This is a genomic window from Pantoea anthophila (assembly GCF_006494375.1).
GTDB classification, from domain to species: Bacteria; Pseudomonadota; Gammaproteobacteria; order Enterobacterales; family Enterobacteriaceae; genus Pantoea; species Pantoea anthophila.
The window spans coordinates 325,872-349,969 of the sequence record NZ_VHIZ01000037.1 but is presented as its reverse complement, the minus strand read 5'-3'; the positions used below and the strand labels follow the sequence as shown (position 1 = coordinate 349,969).

The 24,098-nt window shown below is 56.7% G+C and carries 18 protein-coding genes; 7 read left to right on the top strand and 11 right to left on the bottom strand.

Features of this window, described 5'->3' with window-relative positions; genetic code table 11:
• Positions 1-67: 67 nt before the first annotated feature.
• The 4 genes from FJW00_RS08780 to FJW00_RS08765 all read right to left on the bottom strand — a co-directional run bounded on the left by FJW00_RS08780 (position 68) and on the right by FJW00_RS08765 (position 7,447).
• Entirely contained in the window at positions 68-1,516 is a 1,449-nt protein-coding gene (locus FJW00_RS08780) for a sugar porter family MFS transporter (RefSeq protein ID WP_140923621.1), read from the bottom strand.
• A gap of 1,211 nt (positions 1,517-2,727) precedes the next feature.
• The gene (locus FJW00_RS08775; protein ID WP_140029285.1) at positions 2,728-3,699 is read right to left on the bottom strand and encodes a ParB family protein; all 972 of its coding nucleotides are present in this window, start codon (positions 3,697-3,699) and stop codon (positions 2,728-2,730) included.
• Positions 3,700-3,706: 7 nt separating this feature from the next.
• On the bottom strand, positions 3,707-4,906 hold the full coding sequence (locus tag FJW00_RS08770) for an AAA family ATPase (protein ID WP_009092746.1): 1,200 nt from the start codon (positions 4,904-4,906) through the stop codon (positions 3,707-3,709).
• A 1,611-nt stretch (positions 4,907-6,517) separates the two neighbouring features.
• Complete coding sequence (locus FJW00_RS08765; protein WP_009092744.1) at positions 6,518-7,447, bottom strand: RepB family plasmid replication initiator protein; 930 nt, start codon at positions 7,445-7,447, stop codon at positions 6,518-6,520.
• Between the two features lie 459 nt (positions 7,448-7,906).
• Between FJW00_RS08765 and FJW00_RS08760 the strand changes: the two genes are divergently transcribed.
• A complete protein-coding gene (locus FJW00_RS08760) occupies positions 7,907-9,277 on the top strand; it encodes an aldehyde dehydrogenase family protein (RefSeq protein ID WP_140923618.1) in 1,371 nt (456 codons plus the stop codon).
• A gap of 3 nt (positions 9,278-9,280) precedes the next feature.
• Here the strand turns inward: FJW00_RS08760 and FJW00_RS08755 are convergent, their stop codons facing one another.
• Entirely contained in the window at positions 9,281-10,459 is a 1,179-nt protein-coding gene (locus tag FJW00_RS08755; protein ID WP_140923616.1) for an NAD(P)/FAD-dependent oxidoreductase, read from the bottom strand.
• Positions 10,460-10,552: 93 nt separating this feature from the next.
• A complete protein-coding gene (gene zigA / locus FJW00_RS08750) occupies positions 10,553-11,782 on the bottom strand; it encodes a zinc metallochaperone GTPase ZigA (RefSeq protein ID WP_058957251.1) in 1,230 nt (409 codons plus the stop codon).
• Positions 11,783-11,872: 90 nt separating this feature from the next.
• On the opposite strand from zigA, the gene FJW00_RS08745 reads away from it, so the two are divergent.
• Complete coding sequence (locus FJW00_RS08745) at positions 11,873-12,211, top strand: ASCH domain-containing protein (protein WP_046102837.1); 339 nt, start codon at positions 11,873-11,875, stop codon at positions 12,209-12,211.
• Here FJW00_RS08745 and FJW00_RS08740 read toward each other — a convergent pair whose 3' ends face one another.
• The gene (locus tag FJW00_RS08740) at positions 12,212-12,760 is read right to left on the bottom strand and encodes a helix-turn-helix domain-containing protein (protein ID WP_046102838.1); all 549 of its coding nucleotides are present in this window, start codon (positions 12,758-12,760) and stop codon (positions 12,212-12,214) included.
• A gap of 111 nt (positions 12,761-12,871) precedes the next feature.
• On the opposite strand from FJW00_RS08740, the gene FJW00_RS08735 reads away from it, so the two are divergent.
• The 3 genes from FJW00_RS08735 to FJW00_RS08725 all read left to right on the top strand — a co-directional run bounded on the left by FJW00_RS08735 (position 12,872) and on the right by FJW00_RS08725 (position 14,688).
• Positions 12,872-13,540, top strand: coding sequence for an AzlC family ABC transporter permease (locus FJW00_RS08735; RefSeq protein WP_181161934.1), 669 nt, complete (start codon positions 12,872-12,874; stop codon positions 13,538-13,540).
• Positions 13,537-13,860 carry an AzlD domain-containing protein gene (locus FJW00_RS08730; RefSeq protein WP_009092737.1) on the top strand — a complete coding sequence of 108 codons (324 nt, stop codon included), beginning with the start codon at positions 13,537-13,539 and terminating at the stop codon, positions 13,858-13,860. The genes FJW00_RS08735 and FJW00_RS08730 overlap by 4 nt, the downstream gene beginning before the upstream one ends.
• A 99-nt stretch (positions 13,861-13,959) precedes the next feature.
• Positions 13,960-14,688 carry a DJ-1/PfpI family protein gene (locus tag FJW00_RS08725; protein ID WP_140923614.1) on the top strand — a complete coding sequence of 243 codons (729 nt, stop codon included), beginning with the start codon at positions 13,960-13,962 and terminating at the stop codon, positions 14,686-14,688.
• On the opposite strand, the gene FJW00_RS08720 is transcribed toward FJW00_RS08725, so the two are convergent.
• Genes FJW00_RS08720 through FJW00_RS08710 form a run of 3 tightly spaced genes read right to left on the bottom strand, consistent with a single transcriptional unit; the run spans position 14,638 to position 19,707 of the window.
• Positions 14,638-15,603 (bottom strand): acyltransferase family protein, encoded by a 966-nt coding sequence (locus FJW00_RS08720; RefSeq protein ID WP_140923612.1) that lies wholly within the window; start codon positions 15,601-15,603, stop codon positions 14,638-14,640. The genes FJW00_RS08725 and FJW00_RS08720 overlap by 51 nt on opposite strands.
• Positions 15,596-18,664: an efflux RND transporter permease subunit gene (locus FJW00_RS08715; protein ID WP_140923610.1), complete on the bottom strand. Its 3,069-nt coding sequence runs from the start codon at positions 18,662-18,664 to the stop codon at positions 15,596-15,598. The genes FJW00_RS08720 and FJW00_RS08715 overlap by 8 nt, the downstream gene beginning before the upstream one ends.
• Positions 18,664-19,707, bottom strand: a complete 1,044-nt coding sequence (locus FJW00_RS08710; protein WP_258317026.1) for an efflux RND transporter periplasmic adaptor subunit — start codon at positions 19,705-19,707, stop codon at positions 18,664-18,666. The genes FJW00_RS08715 and FJW00_RS08710 overlap by 1 nt, the downstream gene beginning before the upstream one ends.
• On the opposite strand from FJW00_RS08710, the gene FJW00_RS22335 reads away from it, so the two are divergent.
• On the top strand, positions 19,628-20,035 hold the full coding sequence (locus FJW00_RS22335; RefSeq protein WP_258317028.1) for a hypothetical protein: 408 nt from the start codon (positions 19,628-19,630) through the stop codon (positions 20,033-20,035). The genes FJW00_RS08710 and FJW00_RS22335 overlap by 80 nt on opposite strands.
• 227 nt (positions 20,036-20,262) lie before the next feature.
• Positions 20,263-22,983 carry a cation-transporting P-type ATPase gene (locus FJW00_RS08705; RefSeq protein ID WP_140923605.1) on the top strand — a complete coding sequence of 907 codons (2,721 nt, stop codon included), beginning with the start codon at positions 20,263-20,265 and terminating at the stop codon, positions 22,981-22,983.
• Here FJW00_RS08705 and FJW00_RS08700 read toward each other — a convergent pair.
• Positions 22,972-24,003: an AI-2E family transporter gene (locus FJW00_RS08700; protein ID WP_140923603.1), complete on the bottom strand. Its 1,032-nt coding sequence runs from the start codon at positions 24,001-24,003 to the stop codon at positions 22,972-22,974. The two genes, FJW00_RS08705 and FJW00_RS08700, sit on opposite strands and share 12 nt — an antisense overlap.
• Positions 24,004-24,098 lie beyond the last annotated feature (95 nt).

Sequence of the window (24,098 nt, the reverse complement as noted above, 5' to 3'; positions counted from 1 at the left end):
CAGATTGAGGGGAATGCGGAGAGGAAAACCGGATTCGGCGCGTGTGCCGAATCCGGGGGTGGAATTATCAGGCTTCAGCCGCTTTCTGCTTTTCGCCAAACTTCTCTTTCATGTGCGATTCGATTTCTTCCAGACTCTTTCCGCGCGTTTCCGGCACCATCGCCATCACGAAGATAAGCGATCCGACGTTGATCGCGGCAAAGATAAAGAAGGTGGTGCTGCCGGCATATTCCATGATCGGCGGGAAGCCAAACGCGACTACCGCGTTGAAAATCCACTGAAGTGACACTGCACCGCCCGTCAGGACGCCGCGCAGCTGCATCGGGAACAGCTCCGACATCATCAGCCAGTAGACCGGCGAGATGCACATCTGCATGCAGAACAGGAACAGCAGAATACAGGCCAGCGCCAGATAACTCTGCATCAGGCTGGTGCTCATAAAGGTCAGCACGCTCCCCAGCAGAATCTGCGCGGTGACAACCAGGCAAAGACCGGTGATCAGCATGGTGCGACGCGGGAAGCGACTGATAGCCCAGATGCCGACAAAGGTGGCCAGTACCGATACCACGCCGTTACCGATGGTAGCGGCGATCGAGGCACTGGTGCCCAGACCGGTCGACTTCAGGATAATAGGCGTGTAGTACATAAACCCGTTAACGCCGGTAAACTGCGCGACGAAGCCCAGACCGACGCCGATGATCATCAGCCGGATGACCCATTTCTCACGGATCAGGGTTTTTGCATCAGGACCCCGCTCTGCCGCCTTCGCCTGCTTCTTCATCTGCGCCATCTCATGGCGCACCTCACGCGGCGTCTCGCGCAGGTACTTCAGGATCTTTTTCGCCTCTTTCAGTCGACCTTCCGCCACCAGCCAGTGTGGTGATGCAGGCACAAAGAAGGTGCCGATAAACAGCAGAAGCCCCGGCACCATCGCAATCGCCAGCATATAGCGCCACAGGTGCTCATCATGCAGCAGATAGCTCAGCAGCGTACTGGCAACGTAGGCGACCAGCTGCCCGGTCACGATCATCAGCTCGTTACGGCTGACCAGTGGCGCACGCAGGCGCGGCCCGGCAATCTCGGCGATAAACACCGGCACAGTCGACGAGCCACCGCCGACAGCGATACCCAGCAGGAAGCGCATTGCCACCATGACGTTGACCGAAGGCGCCAGCGCAGTTCCCAGTGAACCCAGCACGAAAATCACCGCCAGTGAACGTAACGTAATACGGCGACCAAAGCGGTCAGAGAAGAAACCACTGAGGAAAGAACCGATCGCGGCCCCGAATACCAGCGAAGAGGCGACCAGTCCTTCAGTGAAGGAGTTGAGCCCCAGCCCGCCCTGAGCAGGCGGGGACGTCATATAAGGTAATGCACCTGAGATAATCCCGGTGTCGTAACCAAAAGCCAGCGCACCCATCGTCGCCACCAGCACCACCAGAAAAATACGCTGGCGAACCGTATCGGCTGGCGCGTGGTCGCCCGTATCACCCGAGTCTGAAGTATTAATACTCATCATATCCCTGTCATAAAAGTTAAGCGGCCCGCCTGATTAAATTTCATACGGACCAGAAATGGAACATTCGCACCAATTGTGTAAAGAAGTGTAGACGGTATTCTGGAGTTAGCTCTTGCAAAGCACTTTTTATAAAGCGTGACTTTTAAACAGGTTAATCAGCGTGATAGTCGCGCTGACTGACTAATCCTCTGCCGGTGTGATGACATCGCTCATGGTGATGCTGTCCGGCGGATACCGCGTCAGCTGGCTGGCAGAAATGTGCATTTTCCGATCTTATCCTGACAACCCGGAATGACACCTGAACGGCCTTTTACTGATTGCAGTGGACAGTGCAGGTGGAATATCGACGCACTATCGTTATGAACAGATCGGATGATTGCGCTACCTTCTCGACGCCAGTGTCCAGGGGCGAAGTGTGGCGGTAAGTGCAAAGGGACAGCCGTGGGAAGGAGGGCGTAAAGTCTGTCGTTGCAGTCCCCGGAACCGTTGACTTCCCGATTCACTGTAAACAGTAGCAGGCTTATTGCCGGAGAAAAAAGTTATCCACTTTTTCTGTGGATAACTGAGGGATATTTTCTGAGTATCTTTTCATACTGGCTGACCTTCATCCGGCTATGACTAAGACAGGCTTCGTTTCTCCTCCTTTCTGTTCGTTTGTAAACACCACGCTGGTGATGGGGTAGTGGCGCAAATGGCGATTTCAGGCTGAAATTCTCAGTACATAAAGATTAAATACAACGGGTTAAAGTCAGAATCACCACGCAGACAAGCGCACTTTAACTGAAGGTTCGCCTGGCGGCGCTGAATAATTCTGAGCTAAGGCACAATGACTCAAAATCAGTCAGGCCGGGCTGGTCACTAATGAAGCACCTTAGCGACAGCAGTATGCCGTTACGCTGACCAGGCGGCCCGAACCGGAGCAATAAAAAGTTAAAGCAGAGAAAGGCGAGGTTATGCCCTCAGCGTAAACCAGGCGGCAACGAAGCGCGCGTCAAAGGGGCTGATGACGTGGCGATTTCATGACGGTTGAAAGCAGACAATTCATCAATAAATACATGCTATTCAACAGGTTAATTATCACACACACGCTGAAATTATGGCGATTTCAGCCTGAAATTCGGCTTTAAGTCGTCTGTCAGACGGCGTATGCAGGGATAACCATAAAAAAAAGCCAGCCCCGAAGGCTGGCTGATGAGAAAAGCATGAACTCAGCGGTTGAGATATTTTTTTAGCGTCTCGGCGATGACTTTATCCAGTTCTTCCTGCAGCTCTTTCGACTGACGGTTAAACTCATAGCTGAACATCCGGCCACGCACCTTTTTGCGGGCAAAGCGATCTTTGTCTGCAAATGACCAGAGCGCCACAGAGTGCGTTTTATCTTTCTCCGGTTCCTTAATCAGCGTCTGGCTCCCCTGACGAATCAGTCGCAGGATGTGATTTTTAATCTCATCCTCCGCCAGACCTTCGCGAGCGCACACCACATCAATTTCCATCGAGATGGCTTCAATCAGCGCCTCTGTGCTTTGTCCTGACTCGTTCAGCTTCTCCGCTGCCTGTAATAACGCCTTATAGTCCGGATAGGTGAGTTCAGCCTGATTAGGGAATAGCGAAATCAGATCGGCAGGCACGCTGGCAGCCTGAAGCGCACGCGTGACTTTTGCCTGAGACAGCCCCTGATTTTCGGCAATCTCTTTTTGTGATAATCCGCCATCCTTCAGCGTCAGCAGTCGCATCCCCACTTCACGCAGGTTATGCTCCCGGGCCGTCTGAATATCCTGCGCCAGTCTGCGCGCCTCATCGGCGGTGACAGGCGATTCGGTTATCAGGACATCCAGACCGGTCTTGCAGTAAAGCGCAGCGGCACGGCGACGTGAGCCGTCAAGGATCTCAATGCGTCCGTCACGCATCACACCAATCGCAGGGAAAAACTGCTGCAGTTTAATGGTGCGGATAATGTCACGCAGGGAATCAGGTGTCAGTCCTGCCTGATCGCGTCCGTTGGTTTCCATCGTGACAAAGGTTTTGCTTTCAACATCGCCTGCGGCAATGCGTTCAAAACGAAACTGCGCACGCTTGCCGGTGGCCAGCACGAAAGTCTGGCTGTGCTGGCTGTCAGGTGCATCATTTTCCAGTGGCGTCTGGCTGAAGGTTCTGCCAATCGTAATTCTTTTTGCGCTCATACAAACCTCAGTTCAGGCGAATAAATTCGATACGGTCGAAAACGGCTTTTGCAAAATCCTCTGCGGCGGAGCGCGCATTTTTCAGGGCTTCGCTGCTGCCAACATAGGTCGACGGGTTCGCGGAAATGACCGTATCAAAGGATTCACCACAACGTTCAAAACCATCCAGGCGGGGAAGGGCTGCATCAAGCATATCGCCACCAAAAATCTCTTTTGCCAGGCTGTGGCAGAGTTTATGGTCTGCTTTATTTGAGAGCTTGGACATAAAGCCGATGTTGCCCTGTAAGCGGCAGGTTGCGCCGGAATCTTCAATAATCGCGATCAGCTCTGGCAGGCGAGTCAGATATTTAAGCGTTGAGTGGAAGTCAACCTGGGCCGGAGGAACCGGCGTCATCAGCAGGTCAGAAGCTGCGATGGCGTTCTTGAGAAACGCATCCAGATGCGGCCCGCTGTCGACAAAGATAAAGTCATAATCTTTTTTCAGCTTAGCGATAACGTTGTCATACAGCACGGCGTGAACGTTCTGCTGTGGCAGATGCTCAGCGCAAAGCTCATCCCAGCGCGAAGCGATAAAGGCATCGTCAATCGAGGCTGGGAGCACATCAACGCCGGGAATGATTGAAGGAACGATAAATTCGTTAACCAGCTCATCCCGCGAGACATTCTGCAGCATCGCCTGTGCAGCCGTCGCCTCTACCAGCCCCACTGAGCGCTCGTGGTTCAGAAACATCGTGGCTGAGGACTGCGGATCGAGGTCAATAACCAGGATACGCAAGTCTTCAAACAGCAGATGGGGGTGGGCGCGCAGCGCGTGCGCCAGGGAAACGGTAGAAACGGTTTTGGAAACGCCGCCCTTCAGATTGCCGACAAAGAGGGTGTAGGCTTCACCATGGCGGTCGCGATACTTCGGCACGCCACGATGATGATAAATATCGATAATATTCTGGATCGACATGGCGTACTTAACAGACGTCCCTGCGGCGCGTTTATCAAACTGATAGCCACTCTCTTCCATCTCATTGACGGCATAATCGACGCTGGCTCGGGTCAGTTTAGGCAACTTGGCTAACGCCGCCTTGGCGTAGACCTGATAATAGGTATTTTCATGCAGTTCCTGCTTCTGCGCCTGAATCTGCTCGGTGAGGCTGAGCAGCATGCGTTCTGAACGCTGTGCAACCTTCATCACCTGCTTGTCGTCGTTAGCCATAGTTGCTCCAGATATGTAGGATTTACGACTTTATACAGAAATCCTGCACATGAGGCAATAAATTATCTTCTCAACATAATCTGCGTTTTTATGTAACAGCACGGGTTATAGTGAGCTTCATCACACTATTGCTGCAGAGCGGAACGATATCGCGCGCTCAGAACCGGAACATTCACTGTAATCAGCACAACGTTCACTGTAATGAGTGAACCGCTTAAGGGTAAGCAGTGCATCATTGCAATGACAGACAAGAGGGAAAAACAGCAGGCACAGGAAGATAAGCGGAAAACATTCACTGTAATCAGCAGCAGCCTAATCATAATGCCGATAGCGATCGGCAGGATGGTTCGCCAGATCAGAATTGTGCAACCTGCAGATATCTGCCTTTAGCGGGAAGAAGTCGCTTTCGTGGCTCAGCCAGCAAAAAGCAAAACGTTCACTGTAATCAGTAGCGTTCAGTCTGCCGACGATGACCAGTCTGATGTTCACTGTAATCAGCAGGGGGATGTTATACGCCAGGTCAGGCAGAAAGGGCAAGGCAAAGATTCACTGTAATCAGCAATAGTCTGCTGACCTTCTTCGCGGAGGGCAAACATGGCGCGGAACAGCAGATAAAAGGTGAAACTGTCACTTCACCGGCGGATAGCTAACTGCGTGTGGCTGGTAACGTTTACTGTAATCAGTCGCGCCCACTGTGGGATACTATTCACTGTAGTCGGTAAGTGAACAAAGTCCAGGCTGACATTCACTGTAATCAGCAGAAATGTCAGATCCGGTTTGGCCGCTGTAAGGATTAATCAGGGCCCTGCCTGACGCAGTAACTGACAACGTCCTGCAGGGTATCTCTGATTCCCTGCTAACGTTCACTGTAATCAGCAAACAGGAGCAGCAGTTGTTCGTTAACTGCCAGGCATTCACTGTAATCAGTACAACATTCACTGTAGTCAGTATAACGCTTCCGCTCGTCTCCTGATCAGCATGCAAGCTTCAGGCAGGCGTCAGAAACATTCACTGTAATCAGTACAACATTCACTGTAGTCAGTATAACGCTTCCGCTCGTCTCCTGATCAGCATGCAAGCTTCAGGCAGGCGTCAGAAACATTCACTGTAATCAGTAGCGGTCACGCAGCAATCCGCCACCCTGTATAACGGCAGCCTTAGCCTGTTACTGTTCACTGTAATCAGTAACGCAACCCCGCTGTTCTGACCCTGGCGGCAGAGGATCATAGCGCGCTGAACCGGTGCATCATCATCACGCTGCTTTAAAGCAGGGAGAGATTGCTGCATTCACTGTAATCAGCAACAGGGGATAAGAGGACGGCCCGGAACGTTCACTGTAATCAGTAAACGTCAGCGCAGAGAAGATGACGAGAAATGTATGTGAGTACACACTTTCGTTAAAGCCCTGAAACGGTGGCATCTGCAGGAAAAGGATTATCGCTGTTATCGTTCTGAGAGATAAAAGGCTACTGATTACAGTGAACGTTGCTGAATACAGTGAATGGGTGGTGGTGACTGATTACAGTGAATGGTGAGGAGAGGCTCGCTTCCCACAGGCAGCGGGAAAGTGACACTGCCACGCGGTCTGCTGATTACAGTGAACGCGAGCCGTTAGTCATCAAATTCGATGTCATCCAGGGAGTCGATACTCTCCAGATTGCTGATGCCATCCAGCTTTGGCGTACGGCTGTGGATAATGAAAAAGACTGAGCGACCACGCTTTACTTCTGAATAGTCCAGATAACCAATCTCTTTCAGCTGCTCCATCGCACGTCGTACCACGTGGTTCTGCGTCGTGGTCTTGGAGCCCAGATTCAGGCGCATGCGCAGGCGTGCCAGTGAGATAGGGGCAGGATTGGTGGGCAGACTCTCCAGGAAGGTATAGAGCGCCTGAGCAGACTCCTTGCGCTTCAGACGGGATATCGCACGCAGCTGAAGCAGGACTTTATGATCAAAGTTATAGAGTTCGAACAGCTTTGGGTCAGCCTGAATACGCACGATATCCTTTTCGCGATCGTAATAAGCAGACTGAACAAGGTGGGTGTGATACGCCTTGCCATTGCCTTCAAAGGAGAGGGTATTGGTCGCGATACGGCGTAACGACGCGTCCAGGCGCTTACGCAGTGCGGCTGAAGAGTTTGCCGAGGGAATGCCGCACATCTTCACAAAGTCGATAAAGGGGAGTGTGACGGTATCGCCTTTGGTGGGATAGCGGGAGAACGACTGAATGATGCCCGCCCAGGTTTTGAAATCGTTATCCATATCCAGCCGCGCGCCGGTAATGGTAATCTTTTCGTACCCTTCGGCTTTCACCAGCGTCAGGTTCTTCAGCTCTTTAGTCGCATCCGTTGAGGCCATCGCACCGGATTTACCGCGTGCCGTCGATTTCAGGGTCGGCACGAACAGTCCCAGACGCATTAAGGCGACCGGCTGAACGGTATTATTCTTGTTGGGATGAAGCTGAATAACTTCACCACTGTTTTTGGTCACTGACAGAAAAGGTTCTAGCAACGCTTTGTTTTCATTGTCTTTATCTGCCATGGCGTAGGATCTTCATTCTGTGGATGAAAGGGATCGTTTTCTGACTACAGTGAACATTAGCACTGTTTACAGTGAACATGCTACCTGGTACAGTGAATAAAGTACTGATTACAGTGAACACTTTACTGATTATAGTGAACGCGATCACCCTTTCAGCCCTTGGTGGGTGCGGCCTGCGACGATCGGGGATCTCTTAGGATCTCTATATGATCTATTAAGGATCGTTTTTTAGGATCGGGTCACTGTATAAGTGGATAACTTCCTCATTCGCTTATGCTTCAGAAGCGTTTATGCTGCATCTCGTCTCTCTCTGTACATTTCGCGCCGGAAGCCGCTTCGCAGCAATCCTGCCACCTGCATTCTCGAAAAATAAACAACTTCCTCACTATTATTCATTTTTCATCATCAACTTCAGCGCGTATCGTCTTTTCATCACTGAAAGAATAAGGAAAGGGCACCATGACTGAACATGTACTCTCACGCAATCCGGCAACCGGCGAAATTCTGGCTCGTTATCCTCTTCAGAGCCCTGCAGAACTTGAACAGGCACTGACAAAAAGCGCCTCTGCCTTTGCCCTGTGGCAGCGCAGCAGCATGGACGATCGCGTTCATGTCCTGCGTCAGCTGGGCGAACAGATCCGACTGCGGGAAAACGATCTCTCCCGCACCATTACCCTCGAGATGGGCAAACCGATTGCTCAGGCGCGCGCAGAGGTTCTGAAATGCGCGAACCTGTGCGACTGGTATGCTGAACATGGCCCGGCTATGCTGGCCGATCAGCCGACGCAGGTTGCCGATGCCTGGCAGCGGTTTCGTCCTCTGGGCGTCATCCTGGCGGTGATGCCGTGGAATTTCCCGCTGTGGCAGGTTCTGCGCGGTGCAGTAAGCATGCTGCTGGCCGGGAACACCTACCTGCTGAAACACGCGCCAAACGTCATGGGAAGCGCCACGCTGATGGCGGAACTCTTTGAAGCAACCGATCTGCCAGCTGGTGGCTTTAACCTGATTAACGTCGACAATGATGGGGTCTCCGTCGCCATCAAGGATGACCGGATTGCCGCTGTTGCGGTGACTGGCAGCGTTCGGGCAGGTGCCGCCATTGCCGCACAGGCGGGCGCAGCACTGAAAAAGACCGTGCTGGAACTGGGCGGATCCGATCCCTTCATCGTACTGGCAGACGCCGATCTTGATGAAGCCGTGAAATCAGCCGTCATCGGACGTTTCCAGAACACCGGACAGGTCTGTATGGCTGCCAAGCGCTTTATTGTGGAAGCCCCAATCGCAGAAGCGTTTGAAAAACGCTTCACCGCAGCCGTGCAGGCCCTGACGATGGGCGATCCGCTGGACGAAAAGACGTTCCTCGGCCCGATGGCACGCGCCGATCTGCGCGATGAACTGGATGGTCAGGTTAAGGCGACACTGCGTGAAGGCGCCCGTCTGGTACTGGGCGGCGAGAAGGTAGCAGGGGAGGGGAATTATTATGCTCCGACTATTCTTGCCGATGTTACGCCTGCCATGACCGCTTTCAGAGAGGAGCTGTTCGGCCCCGTCGCCGCCATTGCGGTCGCACGCGATCCACAACATGCACTGGAGATCGCCAACGACAGCGACTTTGGCCTCAGCGCCACCGTCTGGAGCGGCAACGAAGCGATCGCCGATCAGCTGGCGCTGCAGCTGGAAGTCGGGGCCGTCTTTGTGAATGGCAACGGCGCGTCCGATCCGCGTGTCACCATCGGCGGCGTGAAAAAAAGCGGCTACGGCCGTGAACTGTCACATTTCGGCGTACATGAGTTCTGTAACGTCCAGACCGTGTGGAAGAATCGCCGCTAAGCGTTACTGAGCAGCCGGAAGATAGGCAGGTGCGGGTCTGGAACCCGCACTGAGCGGACGCAGCAGCCGATGCGGAGCAAAAGCACTCAGCATCGGTGAAGCTGTTCCGCTCAGCATCGCCTCTGCCACCAGCCTGCCCAGCAACGGGGCAAGGGTCATCCCGCTATGGCTGACCATCAGGTAGACACGTGAAGCATCACTGATATACCCCAGCGCAGGCAGTCCATCGGACGGCCGCGACCGCTGTCCCGTTTCTATCCGCTCAATCCTCGCGCCCTCGCACTGCCTGAAAAGCCGCTGCAGGCGTCGCAGCATCTCTTTTCCAATCAGCCCATCAGGAGAAGCCAGACGGGCCGGATCGGCGTGCTGATCCAGATCCAGTGCCTGCAGCATCAGACGACCCGCGCCATCCGGGCGCACATTAAGTTCCGGCGTAATCAGATTGCAGTTGAGTGAGACGGGTAACGGCTGCGTCTGTGCCAGAAAACTGCAGGCAACAGGATCGGCCCGGTTCGCATCGGTCATCGCCAGTTGCAGCCCGCACTGGCTCATCAGTTCCGGGGCCCAGCGGCCGGAGGCCAGCACCAGCTGATCCCCCTGCCAGGTTTCACCGCTGGCCAGGGTCAGCTGAACATCGCGGTCTGATTCGGTCAGCGTGGTCACCTCATTGTTGCAGACCAGCTGGCCACCACTGGCCCGCAGGTCGGCTATCAGAGAGGCGATAAACAGGCTCGGATAGAGCAGGCATTCCGAAGGAAAAAACCATCCCTGCTGAACGCGGGGATCGAGCCGAAGCTCCGGCAGTGCGCTCAGCAGCGCGGCACGATCGCGGGTTACGACGGGATAGTGCAGGGCGGAGAGTTTCGCGGCTCGCTGTTCCAGCTGACGCTGAGTGGCTTCATCGCTCGCCCACTCCAGCGTACCGGTTTCCAGCAGCCACTGTGGCGATGACGGGTGTGCAGCCTGCCAGCGCTTGTGTTCGTCAATCGCAGCGGCATTAAGCTCATGGTAACGGGCGGGATCTTTGCCGTTGGCGTTAACCCAGGCATAGCTGATCTGGCTGGTGCCGCAGCCGGGAAGGTTTTTATCAAAGACCGTCACCTGCGCGCCGCGGCGGGAGAGCGACTGCGCAACGGCTAAACCCAGCACGCCGGCACCGATAACGGCAATACGTTGTGGCATAGTTGGCTTCCCCGGAATGAAGATCGGCGGGCGAGGGTCGCCCGCCGGGTCAGTTCACTATTACGGAGCCCGGAAGTGCCGTCAACTCACCTGTCAGGCCGTCACCTCATCAAACCAGGCGGGCACCGGATCGGGCAGGGTGACCCACTGCTCCGGTCCCATCGCCATCTCCTCAGGAGTCAGCAGCGCCTGTTCCAGCGCGTCCCGTATATGTGCCTCGTCCATCTCAATACCGATAAAGACCAGCTCCTGACGTGCATCCCCGACGCCTTCCTGCCACTGTTCAGCGATGAAGTTAAGGGTGTCCGCATCCTGCGGCCAGTCGGATCGTGGCACGCTGGCCCACCAGCGTCCGGCGTAACCCTGGCGCGCTACCGCGCCCGCCTGTGACCAGAGCGCCGCATAACCCGGCCGGCTGGCGAGCCAGAAATACCCTTTAGAGCGGATCACGCCCTCCAGCTGGTGATTGACCACCTGCCAGAAGCGCGCCGGATGAAAAGGACGACGGGCACGCCAGGCAAAACTGCGAATACCGTACTCTTCTGATTCCGGCTGATGCTCACCGCGCAGCGTCTGCAGCCAGCCGGGAGCCTGCGCGGCCCGGTCGAAATCGAACCGGCCGGTGCTGAGCAGCGTCGCCAGCGGAACCTGCCCGAATTCGCTGTTTACGATGCGGGCATGGGGATTGAGGGCCCGCAGCATGCCCTGCAGCTGATGCAGCTCCGCCGGGCTGAGCAGATCCGTTTTGTTCAGCACCAGCAGATCACAGAACTCGATCTGATCCACCAGCAAATCCACCACCGCGCGCTCATCCTGCGCGCCCAGCGACTCACCGCGCGACTGCAGATCGTCCACCGAACGGTAGTCGCGCAGGAAGTTAAAGCCATCCACTACGGTGATCATACTGTCCAGCCGGGCATAGGCGGAGAGGCTTTCACCCTCTTCATCCTCAAACGTAAAGGTTTCCGCCACGGGCAGCGGCTCCGAAATACCGGTGGATTCAATCACCAGATGGTCAAAACGTCCCGCCTGAGCCAGCCTTTTTACCTCTACCAGCAGATCTTCACGCAGCGTGCAGCAGATGCAGCCGTTGCTCATTTCAACCAGTTTTTCATCGGTGCGCGACAGCTGCGCACCGCCGTTACGCACCAGGGCCGCGTCAATATTCACTTCAGACATATCATTGACGATGACCGCGATGCGGCGTCCTTCCCGGTTGTTGAGAATATGGTTAAGCAGGGTGGTTTTACCGGCACCGAGAAAGCCGGAGAGAACCGCAACGGGGAGACGCGGATCTTCTGATGTCAGGGTGGAAAGTGGCATAGTATTACCTGTAATGAGTGACCAATTGATATGTTATAACATAACATTTATGGCGCTCTTTTCAACCGGGACGCCAAAAAAGGAGAGGTCATGCAACAACTCACACTCGTTCCGCGTCTGATGCCTGACGTCAGGCGTGGTGAAAAAACCTCGACGGTGCGCTGGCAGGAGGGCGAGATCGTCACCGGTCCGTTGAGGCTGGTCAATCAGCAGAATGCGGCGGACTCGGTGGTGGTGTGGGTGACGCGGATCGATACCCTGCGGTTATCCGATGTCGCCGCCGCACTGGGAAAAGAGGCAGAGTGGCCGGATGCGGTGCTGCTGGCGGGGATGCGTGAGCACTATCCGGCCATCACGCTGGCGTGTCAGGTGCAGCTGATTACCCACCTGACGCCCGAACAGAGTCAGTCTCTCCTGACCGGAGGGTGATCAGTGATTCTCAATAATCATCATCGCCAGCGTATCCGCTTCCAGTGCGCGGAAAAGATGAGGTTCGTCACCCGGATAGGTAATGTAATCCCCGACGTTCAGTTCGACCGCCGTGTCGACCGGCCCGACCAGCGCCCGGCCGCGGGCAATAATAATATGCTCGACCGTATTGGGATTATGCGGATGTGAAACGCGCTCGCTGCCAGGCTGAACCTCCAGCAGGTAGATATCACGCCGGGCACCGGGAGGACAGGAAGCCAGTAAAATGGCCTGATAATCGGCCAGCTCAGCGGTCACCGACAGGCCTTCTCCTCGGCGGATCACCTGCAGCTGACGGGTGTCCGGCTCCATCAGGCGCGAAAAGGGGATGTTCAGCGTCACGCAGAGTGACCACAACGTTTCAATGCCGGGATTGCCCACACCGGCCTCCAGCTGTGACAGGGTCGATTTGGCAATCCCGGCACGGCGTGCCACTTCGGCCAGCGACAGGCCTGCCCGCTGACGTTCCCGCACTAATGCACTGGCGATAATGCTGATAGGGGTATTCACTTGCACTCCTGACAGATGCACTGTTTTTTATATCGAACGAAACGTTCGACTTGTAAATCGATTATAACGTGTTCATTATATCGGATTATATGTTCATTATGAGAGGGAGTGATGCTTTTTCCGCACATGCAGGTTCTGGACAAGGGGGTGATCAAAGCGATCTTTCTTGTCTGCGTCGCTGACGGTATTGTCGGTTTATCCTATGGCTCGCTGGCGTCTGCCGACGGATTCCCGCTCTGGGTGCCGCTGGCCCTCTCAACGCTGGTGCTGGCGGGGGCGTCAGAATTTCTGTTTATCGGCATCGTAGCTGGCGGAGGCAGTCCCTTTACCGCCGCCGCGGCGGGCCTGCTGGTGAACGCGCGTCACCTGCCGTTTGGCATCGCGGTCAAGGATCTGGTGGGTCAGGGACCACGGGGCTGGTTTGGCTGTCACATCATGAACGATGAAAGCGTGGTCTTTGGCATCTCTCAGCCGCAGCTGGCTCAGCGGCGCTGCGCATTCTGGCTGTGCGGCATCGGTATCGGGCTGATCTGGCCGATCACCGTGATGACCGGGGCGATGATTGGTCAGTTCATCCCCGATATTTCGGTCATCGGGCTGGATGCGGTGTTTCCTGCGATTCTTATCGCTCTGATTTTCCCGGCGCTGCGGCAGCGACGCACCCGGATCCCCGCCACCGTTGGCGCGCTGCTGTCACTGGTGGCGACGCCGCTGGTACCGGCAGGCATGCCGGTGCTGTTTTCGCTGCTGGGCCTGCTGACATGGAGATCGCGCAAATGATGCATCAGGGAACCCTCATCGCAGGCATCGCCCTGCTGGCCGCCGGCACCTGGCTGATGCGGTTTGCCGGTGTCAGGCTGGGCAACCGTCTTCCTATCAGTGAGCGCTCACAGCAGATGCTCTCCGATGCTGCAACCATCCTGCTGCTGGCGGTGGCGGCGACCACGACGCTGTTTGAAGGTCACCATTTTGCCGGGGTGGCCCGGGTAGCCGGAGTCGGCTTTGCCCTGCTGCTGGCCTGGCGTCGGGCACCGCTGATTATGATTATTCTCGGAGCGGCGGCGATGACGGCGCTGCTGCGGTTTCTCGGTGTGCCCTGACGACGCGGGACTCCTCAGACCGAAAAAAGGGGCGGGGCGTTGTATTCGGATCTGGGATCACGGCATGATGATCCTTTACCTCCTGACAGGAAGTGTTCCATGCCTCGTCCGTTACAGATAGGTCTGCTGCTGTTCCCTGAACTCACCCAGCTTGATTTGACCGGTCCCTGGGAAGTCTTTGCGCGCACGCCCGGCGTGGCGTGCCATCTGATCTGGAAGGATACTCAGCCGGTGCGATCCGATCGGGGCCTGTCGATTGTACCGACCACCACCTTTGAAGCCTGCCCGCCACTGGATGTGATCTTTGTGCCCGGCGGGCCGGGCCAGATTGCGTTGATGTCGGACACGGAAACGCTGGACTTCCTCCGGCAGCGAGCCGGTGAGGCGCAGTGGGTCACCTCGGTCTGCACCGGTTCGCTGGTGCTGGGGGCCGCCGGATTGTTACAGGGTTACCGGGCCACCTCACACTGGGGTTCCCTGGATCAGCTGGCTCTGCTGGGTGCGCAGCCGGTGAGTGAGCGGGTGGTCCGGGACCGCAATCGCATCACCGGAGCGGGCGTGACCTCCGGCATCGATTTTGCCCTGACGCTGGTGGCGGAGATAGCGGATGACGCGACAGCCAGAGCGATTCAGTTGCAGATGGAATACGATCCCGCTCCGCCCTACAACAGCGGTTCTCCGCAGAGTGCGCCCCCTCAGGAAGTCGAAGCAGCCCGGGCGAAGATGGCAGCGTTTATCGTCACGCGCCGTGCGGCAACCGAAGCGGCAGCAGCGCGGCTACAGGCTGATCAGTTTGCGCACGCCGGGGATACGCAGCAGCAGCAGTGACACTGTCATACTGAATATCAGGGTCAGGGCGATAACCAGCAGCTTATCGCCCAGCGTCTCGATGCGGATCGCTGCGGCCAGCAGTCCAAAAATCAGATAGTGCAGGATGTAAACACCCGTCATGGTCTTTCCCAGCGTGGTCAGCAGCGGCGTCACCCACCGGGCGCGCGCCGGCAGCCGGATGGCGTTGATGCTGATGACGATCAGCACCACCAGCAGATAAACCTGTGAACCGGTCAGCAGCACCTCGTTGCTGGTCGCCAGGAAGCGCGCAATAAAGTAATACCGCTCGTAGAGCCAGGTAAACAGGTAGACCGCAGGCAGCAGCAGCAGGCTGGTTTTTATCACCCGCGGTGAGGTGAAAAAGGGCATGACCGCCGGTGCGGCCATCAGCCGGCCCGACAGGTAGTAGAGCACCCATGTCCAGATGCGATACTGCGGCGGCAGTGAAAACAACCGCCTCTCCAGAGAGAGACTGGCAAGCAGATCGTAGGTAAACGCGAAAATCAGCAGCAGAAAAATGAGCAATGCCATGACGCCCGGCCGCCGGACCAGCCGATCGATCAGGGGATGCGACGCATAAATCACGATCAGCGCGATCACAAACCACGGCTGAATCAGATACCCCTTGTGATGCATCCCGGTAAGCCAGAAAAAGCTGAACCAGAAGAGAAAGATCAGCAGAATGCGGCGAATCCTGCCGAGCTGCCACGCAGGGGTAGGCTGCTCACCCGCATCCATATAGCCGCTGAGCAGAAAATAGAGCGGCGTGGCGATGGTGGAGACGAAGCTCAGCACGTTGAGCGTCAGGCTGACATCGTAGTAGTAACGATCGTAACTCTGATAAAGCGTAAAAAACGACACTGCCGCGATGCAGGCCAGCGTCTTCAGCATCGCCAGCCCGCTCTTATTCACCCTGCGCCTCCTGCTCCCGACCGTGGAAGCAGCGATACAATACCGGCAGCACCAGCAGCGTCAGCACGGTGGCGAACCCCAGGCCGAAGATAATCACCACCGCCATACTCTGGAAAAAAACGTCGCGCAGCAGCGGCAGCAGACCCAGCACCGTAGTGAAGGCGGTCAGCAGGATAGGGCGCAGACGTGACGTCGCGGCATCAGTAATCGCCTGCTGCAAAGGTTTCTCCTGGCGGAACAGCCGGATCTCTTCAATCAGCACGATCCCGTTGCGGATCAGCATACCCGACAGACTCAGCAGGCCAATCAGCGCCATAAAGCCAAACGGAATGCCGGTGAGGAGAAAGCCACAGGTCACGCCAATCAAAGCCAGCGGCACCGTAATCCAGATAGCCACGGCGTCGCGCAGCGAGTTGAACATCAGCACGGTAATGATGAACATCGCCAGGAAGCCCACCGGCAGCGAACTGAGCAGGCCGCTCTGCGCTTCACGTGAGCTCTCCAGCTCGCCACCCCATTCCAGCCGGTAGCCTGCGGGCAGTCTGAGCTGATCGATCTGTGGCTGAACCCGGGCCACCACCTGCGCGGCGGTCAGCCCCGAAGCCGGATCGGGATCGGTCTGCACGGTCAGCACGCGCGTCCGATCGCGACGCATAATCAGCGGATTTTCCCACGCCAGCCGGAAGTCAGCGATCACATTGCTCATCGGCACAAAGTGCTGGAGAGCGCTGCTCCAGAGCTGGATATTCTCAATATGATCGACGCTCTGCCGCTCCTCATCGGCGGGGTAGAGCATCACCGGCATCAACCGCGAACCGTCACGGAAAAGGCCTACCGCGTCACCGCTGAAATTCATCCTCAGCGCCTGGTCAATATCCCGCTTATCAATGCCCAGCTCCTGCCCGCGCAGCGCCGAATAGAGCGGGCGGAGCACCTTGCTGCGCTCCTGCCAGTCGTTACGCGCCGGGAAGGCTGAGCCATCAGCCAGGAAAATCGCATCCAGCTGGCTGCCGATATGACGCAGGACTTCAGGATCGGGGCCGATAACCCGCAGTGCAATCGCGCTGTCGCTGGCGCTGCCGAACTGAATGCGCTTAATGCGTGGCCTGACCTGCGGATAGTTCTGCTGGATAAACCTCTCGGTTTTCAGCGACAGGGCCTCCATCTGCCTGCCATCCTTCACCCGCACCATAATCTGGGCGAAGTTACTGTACTGACGTGCAGCGTCATAGGTAAGCGTAAAGCGCAGCGCGCCCTGACCGACCGTTGTCACCGTCGCCGCGACGCCCGGCTCCTGATTGATGAAGCGCGCAATGTCCTCTGCCGTCCCGGCGGTGTAGTGAATATCGGTGCCGTAGGGTAGCCAGAGATCGGTAAAAAAGATCGGTGTACCGGAGGAAGGAAAGAAGTTCTGCTTCACCTGGGTAAAGCCATACAGCGACAGGGCTAACAGTGCCACCATCACCGTCAGCGTCGTCAGGCGAAAACGCAACAGACCACCCAGCACCTGACGATAGAGCCGGAAAACCACCCCCTGGTAAGGCGCTGAGGCGGCGTTCTGCTCAGGCTGAATCGCACCCCGTCGCCGTTCACTCCAGTGGATAAACGCCGGCGTCAGGGTGAGGGCGGTTATCCAGCTCAGCATCAGGGAGATCAGCAGCACCTGAAACAGCGATTTGCAATATTCACCGGTGGAATCCTGCGACAGTCCAATCGGCGCAAAGGCAAGAATCGCGATGACCGTGGCACCCAGCAGCGGCAGGGCACTGCGACGCACCATGCGGGCAATGGCCTGTTGCAGAGGGCGGCCGCGCTGATGATCGATCTTTATCCCTTCCACCACCACGATGGCGTTATCCACCAGCATGCTGAGTGAAATAATCAGCGCACCCAGCGACACCCGCTGCAGCTCGAGGTTAAAAAGAAACATGATCAGAAGCGACCCGAGCACGTTAAGTGCCAGCGAGGCGGCAATCACCATGCCGCTGCGCAGGCCCATAAATAGCAGCAGCGTGCCCACCACGATGGCCAGCGCCATCAGAAAGTTGAGGATAAAGCCATCGACCGACTGCCTGACTTCGTGCGCCTGGTTATAGAAAACCTTCAGGCTGATCCCCACGGGGGTGTCCTGCTGATCCTGCTCCAGCTTCGCGGTGAGGGCATTGCCGACGTCGATCACATTGACGCCTGGCGCAAACGAAACGCCAATTGCCAGCGCCGCTTCCCCGTCAGCAAAGTAGAGGTTGGCCGGATTATCGGTCACGCCGCGTGTCAGGGTCGCGATATCACGCAGATGGAGATTCTGCGGACTGCCAGCGGGCAGAAGGGGCAGATCAGCCAGATCGTCAGGCGTCACCAGCTCGCCGGTGGGATGAAAGCGGATCGACTCGCTCTCAACCCGCAGCGCACCGGCACTGGCAACGCCATTGTTGCGGCTCAGCAGGTCGGCCACGCGCTGCGGCGTTATGCCGTAAGCGGTCATTTTGCTGGTGGAGAGCGCGATGCGGATCTCCTCCTGCTCAACGCCTGCCACCGCCACTTTCGCCACACCGGGTACCCGCACCAGATCGCGGCGCAGCTGATCGGCATAGTTGCGCAGCTCACTGTTGGTAAAATCTTTGCCGTGAATGACGAAGAAGTAGCCATAGACGTCGCCAAAGTCGTCGTTGACCAGCGGTGCCTGCACGCCAGGGGGAAACTGCCGGGCCGCATCGCCGACCCGGCGGCGCAGCTCATCCCAGATTTGCGGCAGCTGATCGGCCAGATAGCGGGGGTGAATATTCACGGTAATCTGCGACAGGCCGTTGCCTGAAATGGAGGTGACGTTGTCCAGATAAGGCAGGCGTTGCAGCGCATTTTCCAGCGGCAGCGTCACTTCCTCCTCCACCTGCTGCGCGGATGCGCCGGGATAGTGGGTGACAATCACCGCCGACTTAATGGTAAACAGCGGATCTTCGAGACGGCCGATGTTCAGCAGGGCATAGAGACCGCCCACGCCCAGCAGCAGAATGACCAGCCAGATGCGGACGGGCTTATCAAGAAAATGCGCCTGAATCCCCATTATAACCCCCGCTCACGTTGCCAGATGCGCACCGCTTCACCCTGGCGCAGCTCCCCCACACCGGCGGCGACAATACGGTCGCCCGGCTTCAGCCCGCTCAGGATCTCGATGCCCTGAGCGGTGAGGCGGCCCGTGGTGACCGGCCTGTCAGTGACGCGTAAGCCGTCGCCCGCTTCGTCGACCAGCCAGACGTGCGGTTGATTAGTCGGGCTGCGGTCCGGGTTGAACACGGCGGCCACCGGCACCACCAGCCGCGGCTGGGCGGCGGCATTCGGCAGATTATGCAGCCTGACGCGAACCGAGCCGCTGAGGCCGCTGACGCCCGGAAGATCGGCCGGACGCGGCATGGTCAGCACCACCTGCCAGGTCAGCGTCGCGGCGTTGGTCTGGCTGGTGTGCTCTTTGTACTGCGCGGTAAAAATGCGGCCCGGCAGGGCGTTAAACTGCACTTCGGGCTGATAGTGACGGTTCTGAACGTCCAGCGCGGAGAAGAGGGTTTCCGGCACGGTAAAGATAACGTCCAGCAGATCGGATCGCGTCAGCAGCGCAATGGGTTGCCCGGCGGCCACCACCTGATGATTTCGCGCCTGCACTTTTGCTATCACCCCGTCGAACGGCGCGCGCAGGGTAAGAAACTGCAGCTCTTCCTGCGCGATTTTCAGGGCCGTCGCGGCGGTGTCGCGGTTCGCTCGCTGTACGTCCATCTCTGACTTCGACACGGCGCTGCGCTGCTCCAGCGTGCGGAAACGCTGAAACTGCCGCTCCGCCAGTTGCAGCGCCGTCTGCCGGTCCCGCACCCGCAGCTTCGCATCGGCATCGTTCAGGCTGGCAAGAACCTGTCCCGCTTTCACCGCGGTGCCATCCCGGATATCGAGCTGAATTAACTGGCCCGGCCGTTTAAAGGCGAGATCGGTATTATCTCCGGCCTGAATACGCGCAGGAAAGACCCGGATATTTTGCGCCATGTCCGATTCAAGCGTAAAAACTTTAACGACGCGGGGCGGCGGCGCTTCCGGTTCTTTTTTTTCATCGCACGCTGTCATAAAAAAACAGCAGAGAAAAACAGAGATAACTTTGCGTTTAATCATTGTCTTCGCCTTAGCTGCAGATATTTCACGGCGGCACGATAAACATGAAGGCGTAATTCGCCCTGATGCTTTTCGCAACCGGGATAAAATAAAATTTAATATTCGTTGTCTGCGTCTGCCGCAACGGCAACAGGTTTGTGAATCCGTTTTATGCCGCCAGCTGCCTCACCACAAGCCAGGTCAGGAGGCCTGTCAGCGTCGTGGCGGTGACCGCGAAAATAACGAAACCGCAAAGCATGATAATGCTCTGTTTTTTCATCAGCGTTTCCTTTTTCAAGGCTGAATATAAGCCGAAGCACACTGCCTCAGATGACTTAAACCGTAGTTAAACGAAAAGCATCTTGTCATTCTCATAATATAAGTCAGATTTAATTTTGCCCGTTTATGTTATCCATCGGACGTTTCTTACCTAAATATGATATCGGTCATAACCGACGTGCAAGACTTCCCGCAAAATGCGTGCCTTTAATTGCGCCTTTAATTCATCGCTAAATGGCACGAGGTTTATATATGCTAAATAATGATAAGCAGGATAAAGCGTCAGCTTTATCTGAGCGCCCCTGGTATCAGCGCAGTGTGACAGAGATATTTTCTGATCTGAAAAGCTCGCCCGCCGGATTATCGACTGCCGAAGCACAGGAACGTCTGCGGAAGCAGGGCCCGAACGCGCTGCCGCAAAAGGCTGACCACTCTGCGCTGCTCAAATTCATCGCCCATTTTAAAGATGTGCTGATCTATATCCTGCTGGCGGCGGCGGTGATCACCGCGATGATGGGGCACTGGGTGGATACCTTTGTCATTATTGGCGTGGCCATGATTAACGCCCTCATCGGCTTTGTTCAGGAGAACAATGCCGAGAAATCACTGAAAAGCATCCAGAATATGCTCGCCAGCGAAGCGATGCTGATTCGGGATGGCAAACAGGTTACGGTGCCGACGCGCGATATCGTGGTGGGTGACGTGGTCATGCTGCGGCCCGGCGATAAAATTCCGGCCGACCTGAGACTGTATGAAGTGAATAATCTGCGGGTTGAAGAAGCAATTCTCACCGGCGAATCGACCGTGGTCTCAAAAAACAGCGATACGCTCAGCGGCGAAAAATCGCTGGGCGACCGACTGAATCTGGCCTTCTCCGGCACCACCGTCAGTTCCGGTACCGCATCAGGCGTGGTCATTGCCAGCGGCGGCGACACCGAACTGGGCCATATCAACGCGATGATCAGCGGCATCAGAGAAGCGAAAACCCCGCTGCTGGTGCAGATTGATAAACTTGGTAAGGCGATTTTTCTCATCATCCTGGCGATGATGGTGGTGCTGTTTATCTTTGGCTATCTGCTGCGGGATATCCCGCTGGGCGAACTGCTGCTCTCCGTGATCAGCCTCGCCGTCGCTACTGTGCCGGAAGGTCTGCCCGCCATTATCTCGATCATCCTGTCGCTGGGCGTCCAGTCGATGGCGCGATCCAATGCGATTATCCGGAAATTGCCGACCGTGGAAACGCTGGGCGCCATGTCCGTGATCTGCTCCGATAAAACCGGCACGCTGACCATGAATGAGATGACCGTGAAAGCGGTGGTGCTGGCGAAGAGCCGCTGGCGCGTCAGCGGCAACAGCTACGAACCCAAAGGGGAGATCGTGGCGGAGCAGGGCAGTGTGAATGCGGCGCAGGACCCCCTGTTCCAGCAGTTCCTGCAGGCGATCGATATCTGTAACGAGAGCCAGCTGCGTCAGGACAGTCAGGGACACTGGACCATCGTCGGTGGCCCGACCGAAGGGGCGCTCAAGGTGCTGGCGGCTAAAGGCCTGATGACCCCGCAGCCGGTGGAGGTGATCAGCAAACTGCCGTTTGATTCCCTCTACAAATATATGTCCGTCAGCTGTGTGATTAATGGCGAATCCTGGGTGCTGCTGACCGGCGCGCCAGATGTCCTGCTGACGCTGTGCCAGCAGCAGCAGACCCCGGACGGCCCGGAACCGATTGATCGGGCATACTGGGATGCGGCCATCACCACCTACGCCAGCGAAGGGCTGCGCACCGTCGCTGCCGCCTGGAAGAAAACCGCCGCTCCCGTGACGTCGCTGGATCACGCCGATCTGAAAAGTGAGATGGTTCTGCTGGGGCTGGCCTGCATGATGGACCCGCCACGTCCGGAAGCCATTGCGGCCATTGATGAGTGCCAGAAAGCAGGCATCCGCGTCAAAATGATCACCGGCGACCATCAGGAAACGGCGATGGCGATTGGTCAGATGCTGGGGATCGGTAACAGCCAGGCCGCCATTACCGGTTATGAGCTTGAGCATATGAGCGACGCCGAACTGGCCACGGCCGCGAAAACCTATGACATTTTTGCCCGCACCAGCCCGGAACATAAGCTGCGTCTGGTAAAAGCGCTGGAGGCGAGTGGGGAGATCGTCGGGATGACCGGCGACGGCGTGAACGATGCCCCCGCCCTGAAACAGGCTAACGTGGGCATTGCGATGGGCATCAAAGGCACGGAGGTCACCAAAGAGGCGGCCGATATGATTCTGGCTGACGATAACTTCGCCACCATCGCGGCGGCGATCAAAGAAGGGCGTCGGGTTTATGACAACCTGAAAAAGACCATTCTGTTTGTCATGCCAACCTGTATGGCACAGGGGCTGCTGATTATCATCGCGATTCTGATGGGCAATCTGCTGCCGTTAACGCCGGTTCAGATTCTGTGGATGAACATGGCGACCTCGGCCACGCTGTCGTTTGGTCTGGCGTTTGAGCCTGCCGAAGCTAACGTGATGCGCCGGCCACCGCGCAATGTTAAGGCCCACGTTATGGATGTCTACGCCATCTGGCGCGTGGTCTTTGTCAGCCTGCTGATCGCGGTCAGTGCCTTTGTGCTGGAAGCCTGGCTGCAGCCGCGCGGCTATACCCCGGAGTTTATCCGCACCGTGCTGCTGCAGATGCTGGTGACGGCGCAGTGGGTCTATATGCTGAACTGCCGTAACACCGATGGCTTCTCGCTGGATCGCGGTCTGCTGAAAAACCGGGGCCTCTGGCTCGTCACGCTGGTGCTGATTATCCTGCAGGCGATCATCATTTATGTGCCTCTGATGAACACGCTGTTTGGTACCCGCCCGCTGCCGATCAACTACTGGCTGATTTCGCTGCTGGTCGGCATCGCTATCTTTGCCGTGGTAGAGATTGAAAAACGTCTCACCCGCAGCTGGCGGGTGAAAACGCCGTCACTGCGTTAACTCAGAAATCGGGTCCTGCCGGGGATAACTCGCCAGCAGGACTTTTTTGATCAGAAAGGTCAACGGAATGGCCAGTATCCCGCCGGTAATCCCCAGCAGCGACTGCCAGAACAGGAAGGCCAGCAGCTGCGTGGTCAGTGCCAGATTCAGTCGCTTGCCAATCAGCAGCGGTTCAATCACCGAACTCAGACAGAGATTCAGCACCACAAAGAAAAGGGCTACCGCCAGCGCGACCTGCAGATCGAACAGGAGATAGCTCTGGATGACGGGCGGAATGGCCGCCAGAAACGAACCCAGCACCGGCACGTAGTTAAAAATGAACATCAGCACGCCCCAGAAAAAGGCAAACTTCAGCCCGATCAGATGTGCGCCAACACCCACGACCACCCCACCCAGAATGCTGGTCAGCGTTTTCACCCGGGCATAAACAATAACGCTCTGAATCCCCTCATGTAACGCCAGATAAAAGGCCCGTTGTTCTCCCTGCATACGCCGTTGCAGCGCATTTTTCAGCAGCGGCATCTCATAGAGCATAAACAGCAGCATCAGGAACACCATAATCCACCAGGAGATCACCCCCGGGATCTGCGTCAGAAAGGCGGTGACGATACGTACTATCGCCCCCGCATCCACAAAGGCCAGTAATCTGTCGGGGGTGACGGCAATATCCAGCCGGGCAAAAGCCAGCGTCAGCTGATCCAGTCGGGCGGCCAGCAGCACCGGCGCCTGACGACTGAGCTGCATCAAATCCGGTGTCAGCACCGAGAGTTTCAGGGTAGTGATGACCATGATAAACAGCATCAGGCTGATCACCAGCAGTGACGAGACGATGCGGGGGATGCGCTTTTTATCCAGCCGGGTAATCAACGGGTCAAGCATGATAGCCAGCAGCATCGCCAGCAGAACCTGGTTGATGAGCGGAGCGGCCAGATAGAGGCCTGTCAGAATAAGGGTCAGGCAGGCGAGCATAAACAGCACGCGTGCCAGCGGTGACCCGGGAGTGAACCAGCGTAGTCCCATGATGGGGCTCCTTCAGCTAACAGAAGCAGCAGTATAGATGAGGCGTCAGCCTGACTGCTTTGCGTCAGGTCAGGGGTGAGAGGCCCTCCACAGGC

Excerpts from the sequence above, each read along its gene's own strand:
- FJW00_RS08780 (WP_140923621.1), bottom strand. The coding sequence starts at position 1,516 with ATGAGTATTAATACTTCAGACTCGGGTGATACGGGCGACCACGCGCCA.
- FJW00_RS08775 (WP_140029285.1), bottom strand. The coding sequence starts at position 3,699 with ATGAGCGCAAAAAGAATTACGATTGGCAGAACCTTCAGCCAGACGCCA.
- FJW00_RS08770 (WP_009092746.1), bottom strand. The coding sequence starts at position 4,906 with ATGGCTAACGACGACAAGCAGGTGATGAAGGTTGCACAGCGTTCAGAA.
- FJW00_RS08765 (WP_009092744.1), bottom strand. The coding sequence starts at position 7,447 with ATGGCAGATAAAGACAATGAAAACAAAGCGTTGCTAGAACCTTTTCTG.
- FJW00_RS08760 (WP_140923618.1), top strand. The coding sequence starts at position 7,907 with ATGACTGAACATGTACTCTCACGCAATCCGGCAACCGGCGAAATTCTG.
- FJW00_RS08755 (WP_140923616.1), bottom strand. The coding sequence starts at position 10,459 with ATGCCACAACGTATTGCCGTTATCGGTGCCGGCGTGCTGGGTTTAGCC.
- zigA (WP_058957251.1), bottom strand. The coding sequence starts at position 11,782 with ATGCCACTTTCCACCCTGACATCAGAAGATCCGCGTCTCCCCGTTGCG.
- FJW00_RS08745 (WP_046102837.1), top strand. The coding sequence starts at position 11,873 with ATGCAACAACTCACACTCGTTCCGCGTCTGATGCCTGACGTCAGGCGT.
- FJW00_RS08735 (WP_181161934.1), top strand. The coding sequence starts at position 12,872 with ATGCTTTTTCCGCACATGCAGGTTCTGGACAAGGGGGTGATCAAAGCG.
- FJW00_RS08730 (WP_009092737.1), top strand. The coding sequence starts at position 13,537 with ATGATGCATCAGGGAACCCTCATCGCAGGCATCGCCCTGCTGGCCGCC.
- FJW00_RS08725 (WP_140923614.1), top strand. The coding sequence starts at position 13,960 with ATGCCTCGTCCGTTACAGATAGGTCTGCTGCTGTTCCCTGAACTCACC.
- FJW00_RS08715 (WP_140923610.1), bottom strand. The coding sequence starts at position 18,664 with ATGGGGATTCAGGCGCATTTTCTTGATAAGCCCGTCCGCATCTGGCTG.
- FJW00_RS22335 (WP_258317028.1), top strand. The coding sequence starts at position 19,628 with ATGTCCGATTCAAGCGTAAAAACTTTAACGACGCGGGGCGGCGGCGCT.
- FJW00_RS08710 (WP_258317026.1), bottom strand. The coding sequence starts at position 19,707 with ATGACAGCGTGCGATGAAAAAAAAGAACCGGAAGCGCCGCCGCCCCGC.
- FJW00_RS08705 (WP_140923605.1), top strand. The coding sequence starts at position 20,263 with ATGCTAAATAATGATAAGCAGGATAAAGCGTCAGCTTTATCTGAGCGC.
- FJW00_RS08700 (WP_140923603.1), bottom strand. The coding sequence starts at position 24,003 with ATGGGACTACGCTGGTTCACTCCCGGGTCACCGCTGGCACGCGTGCTG.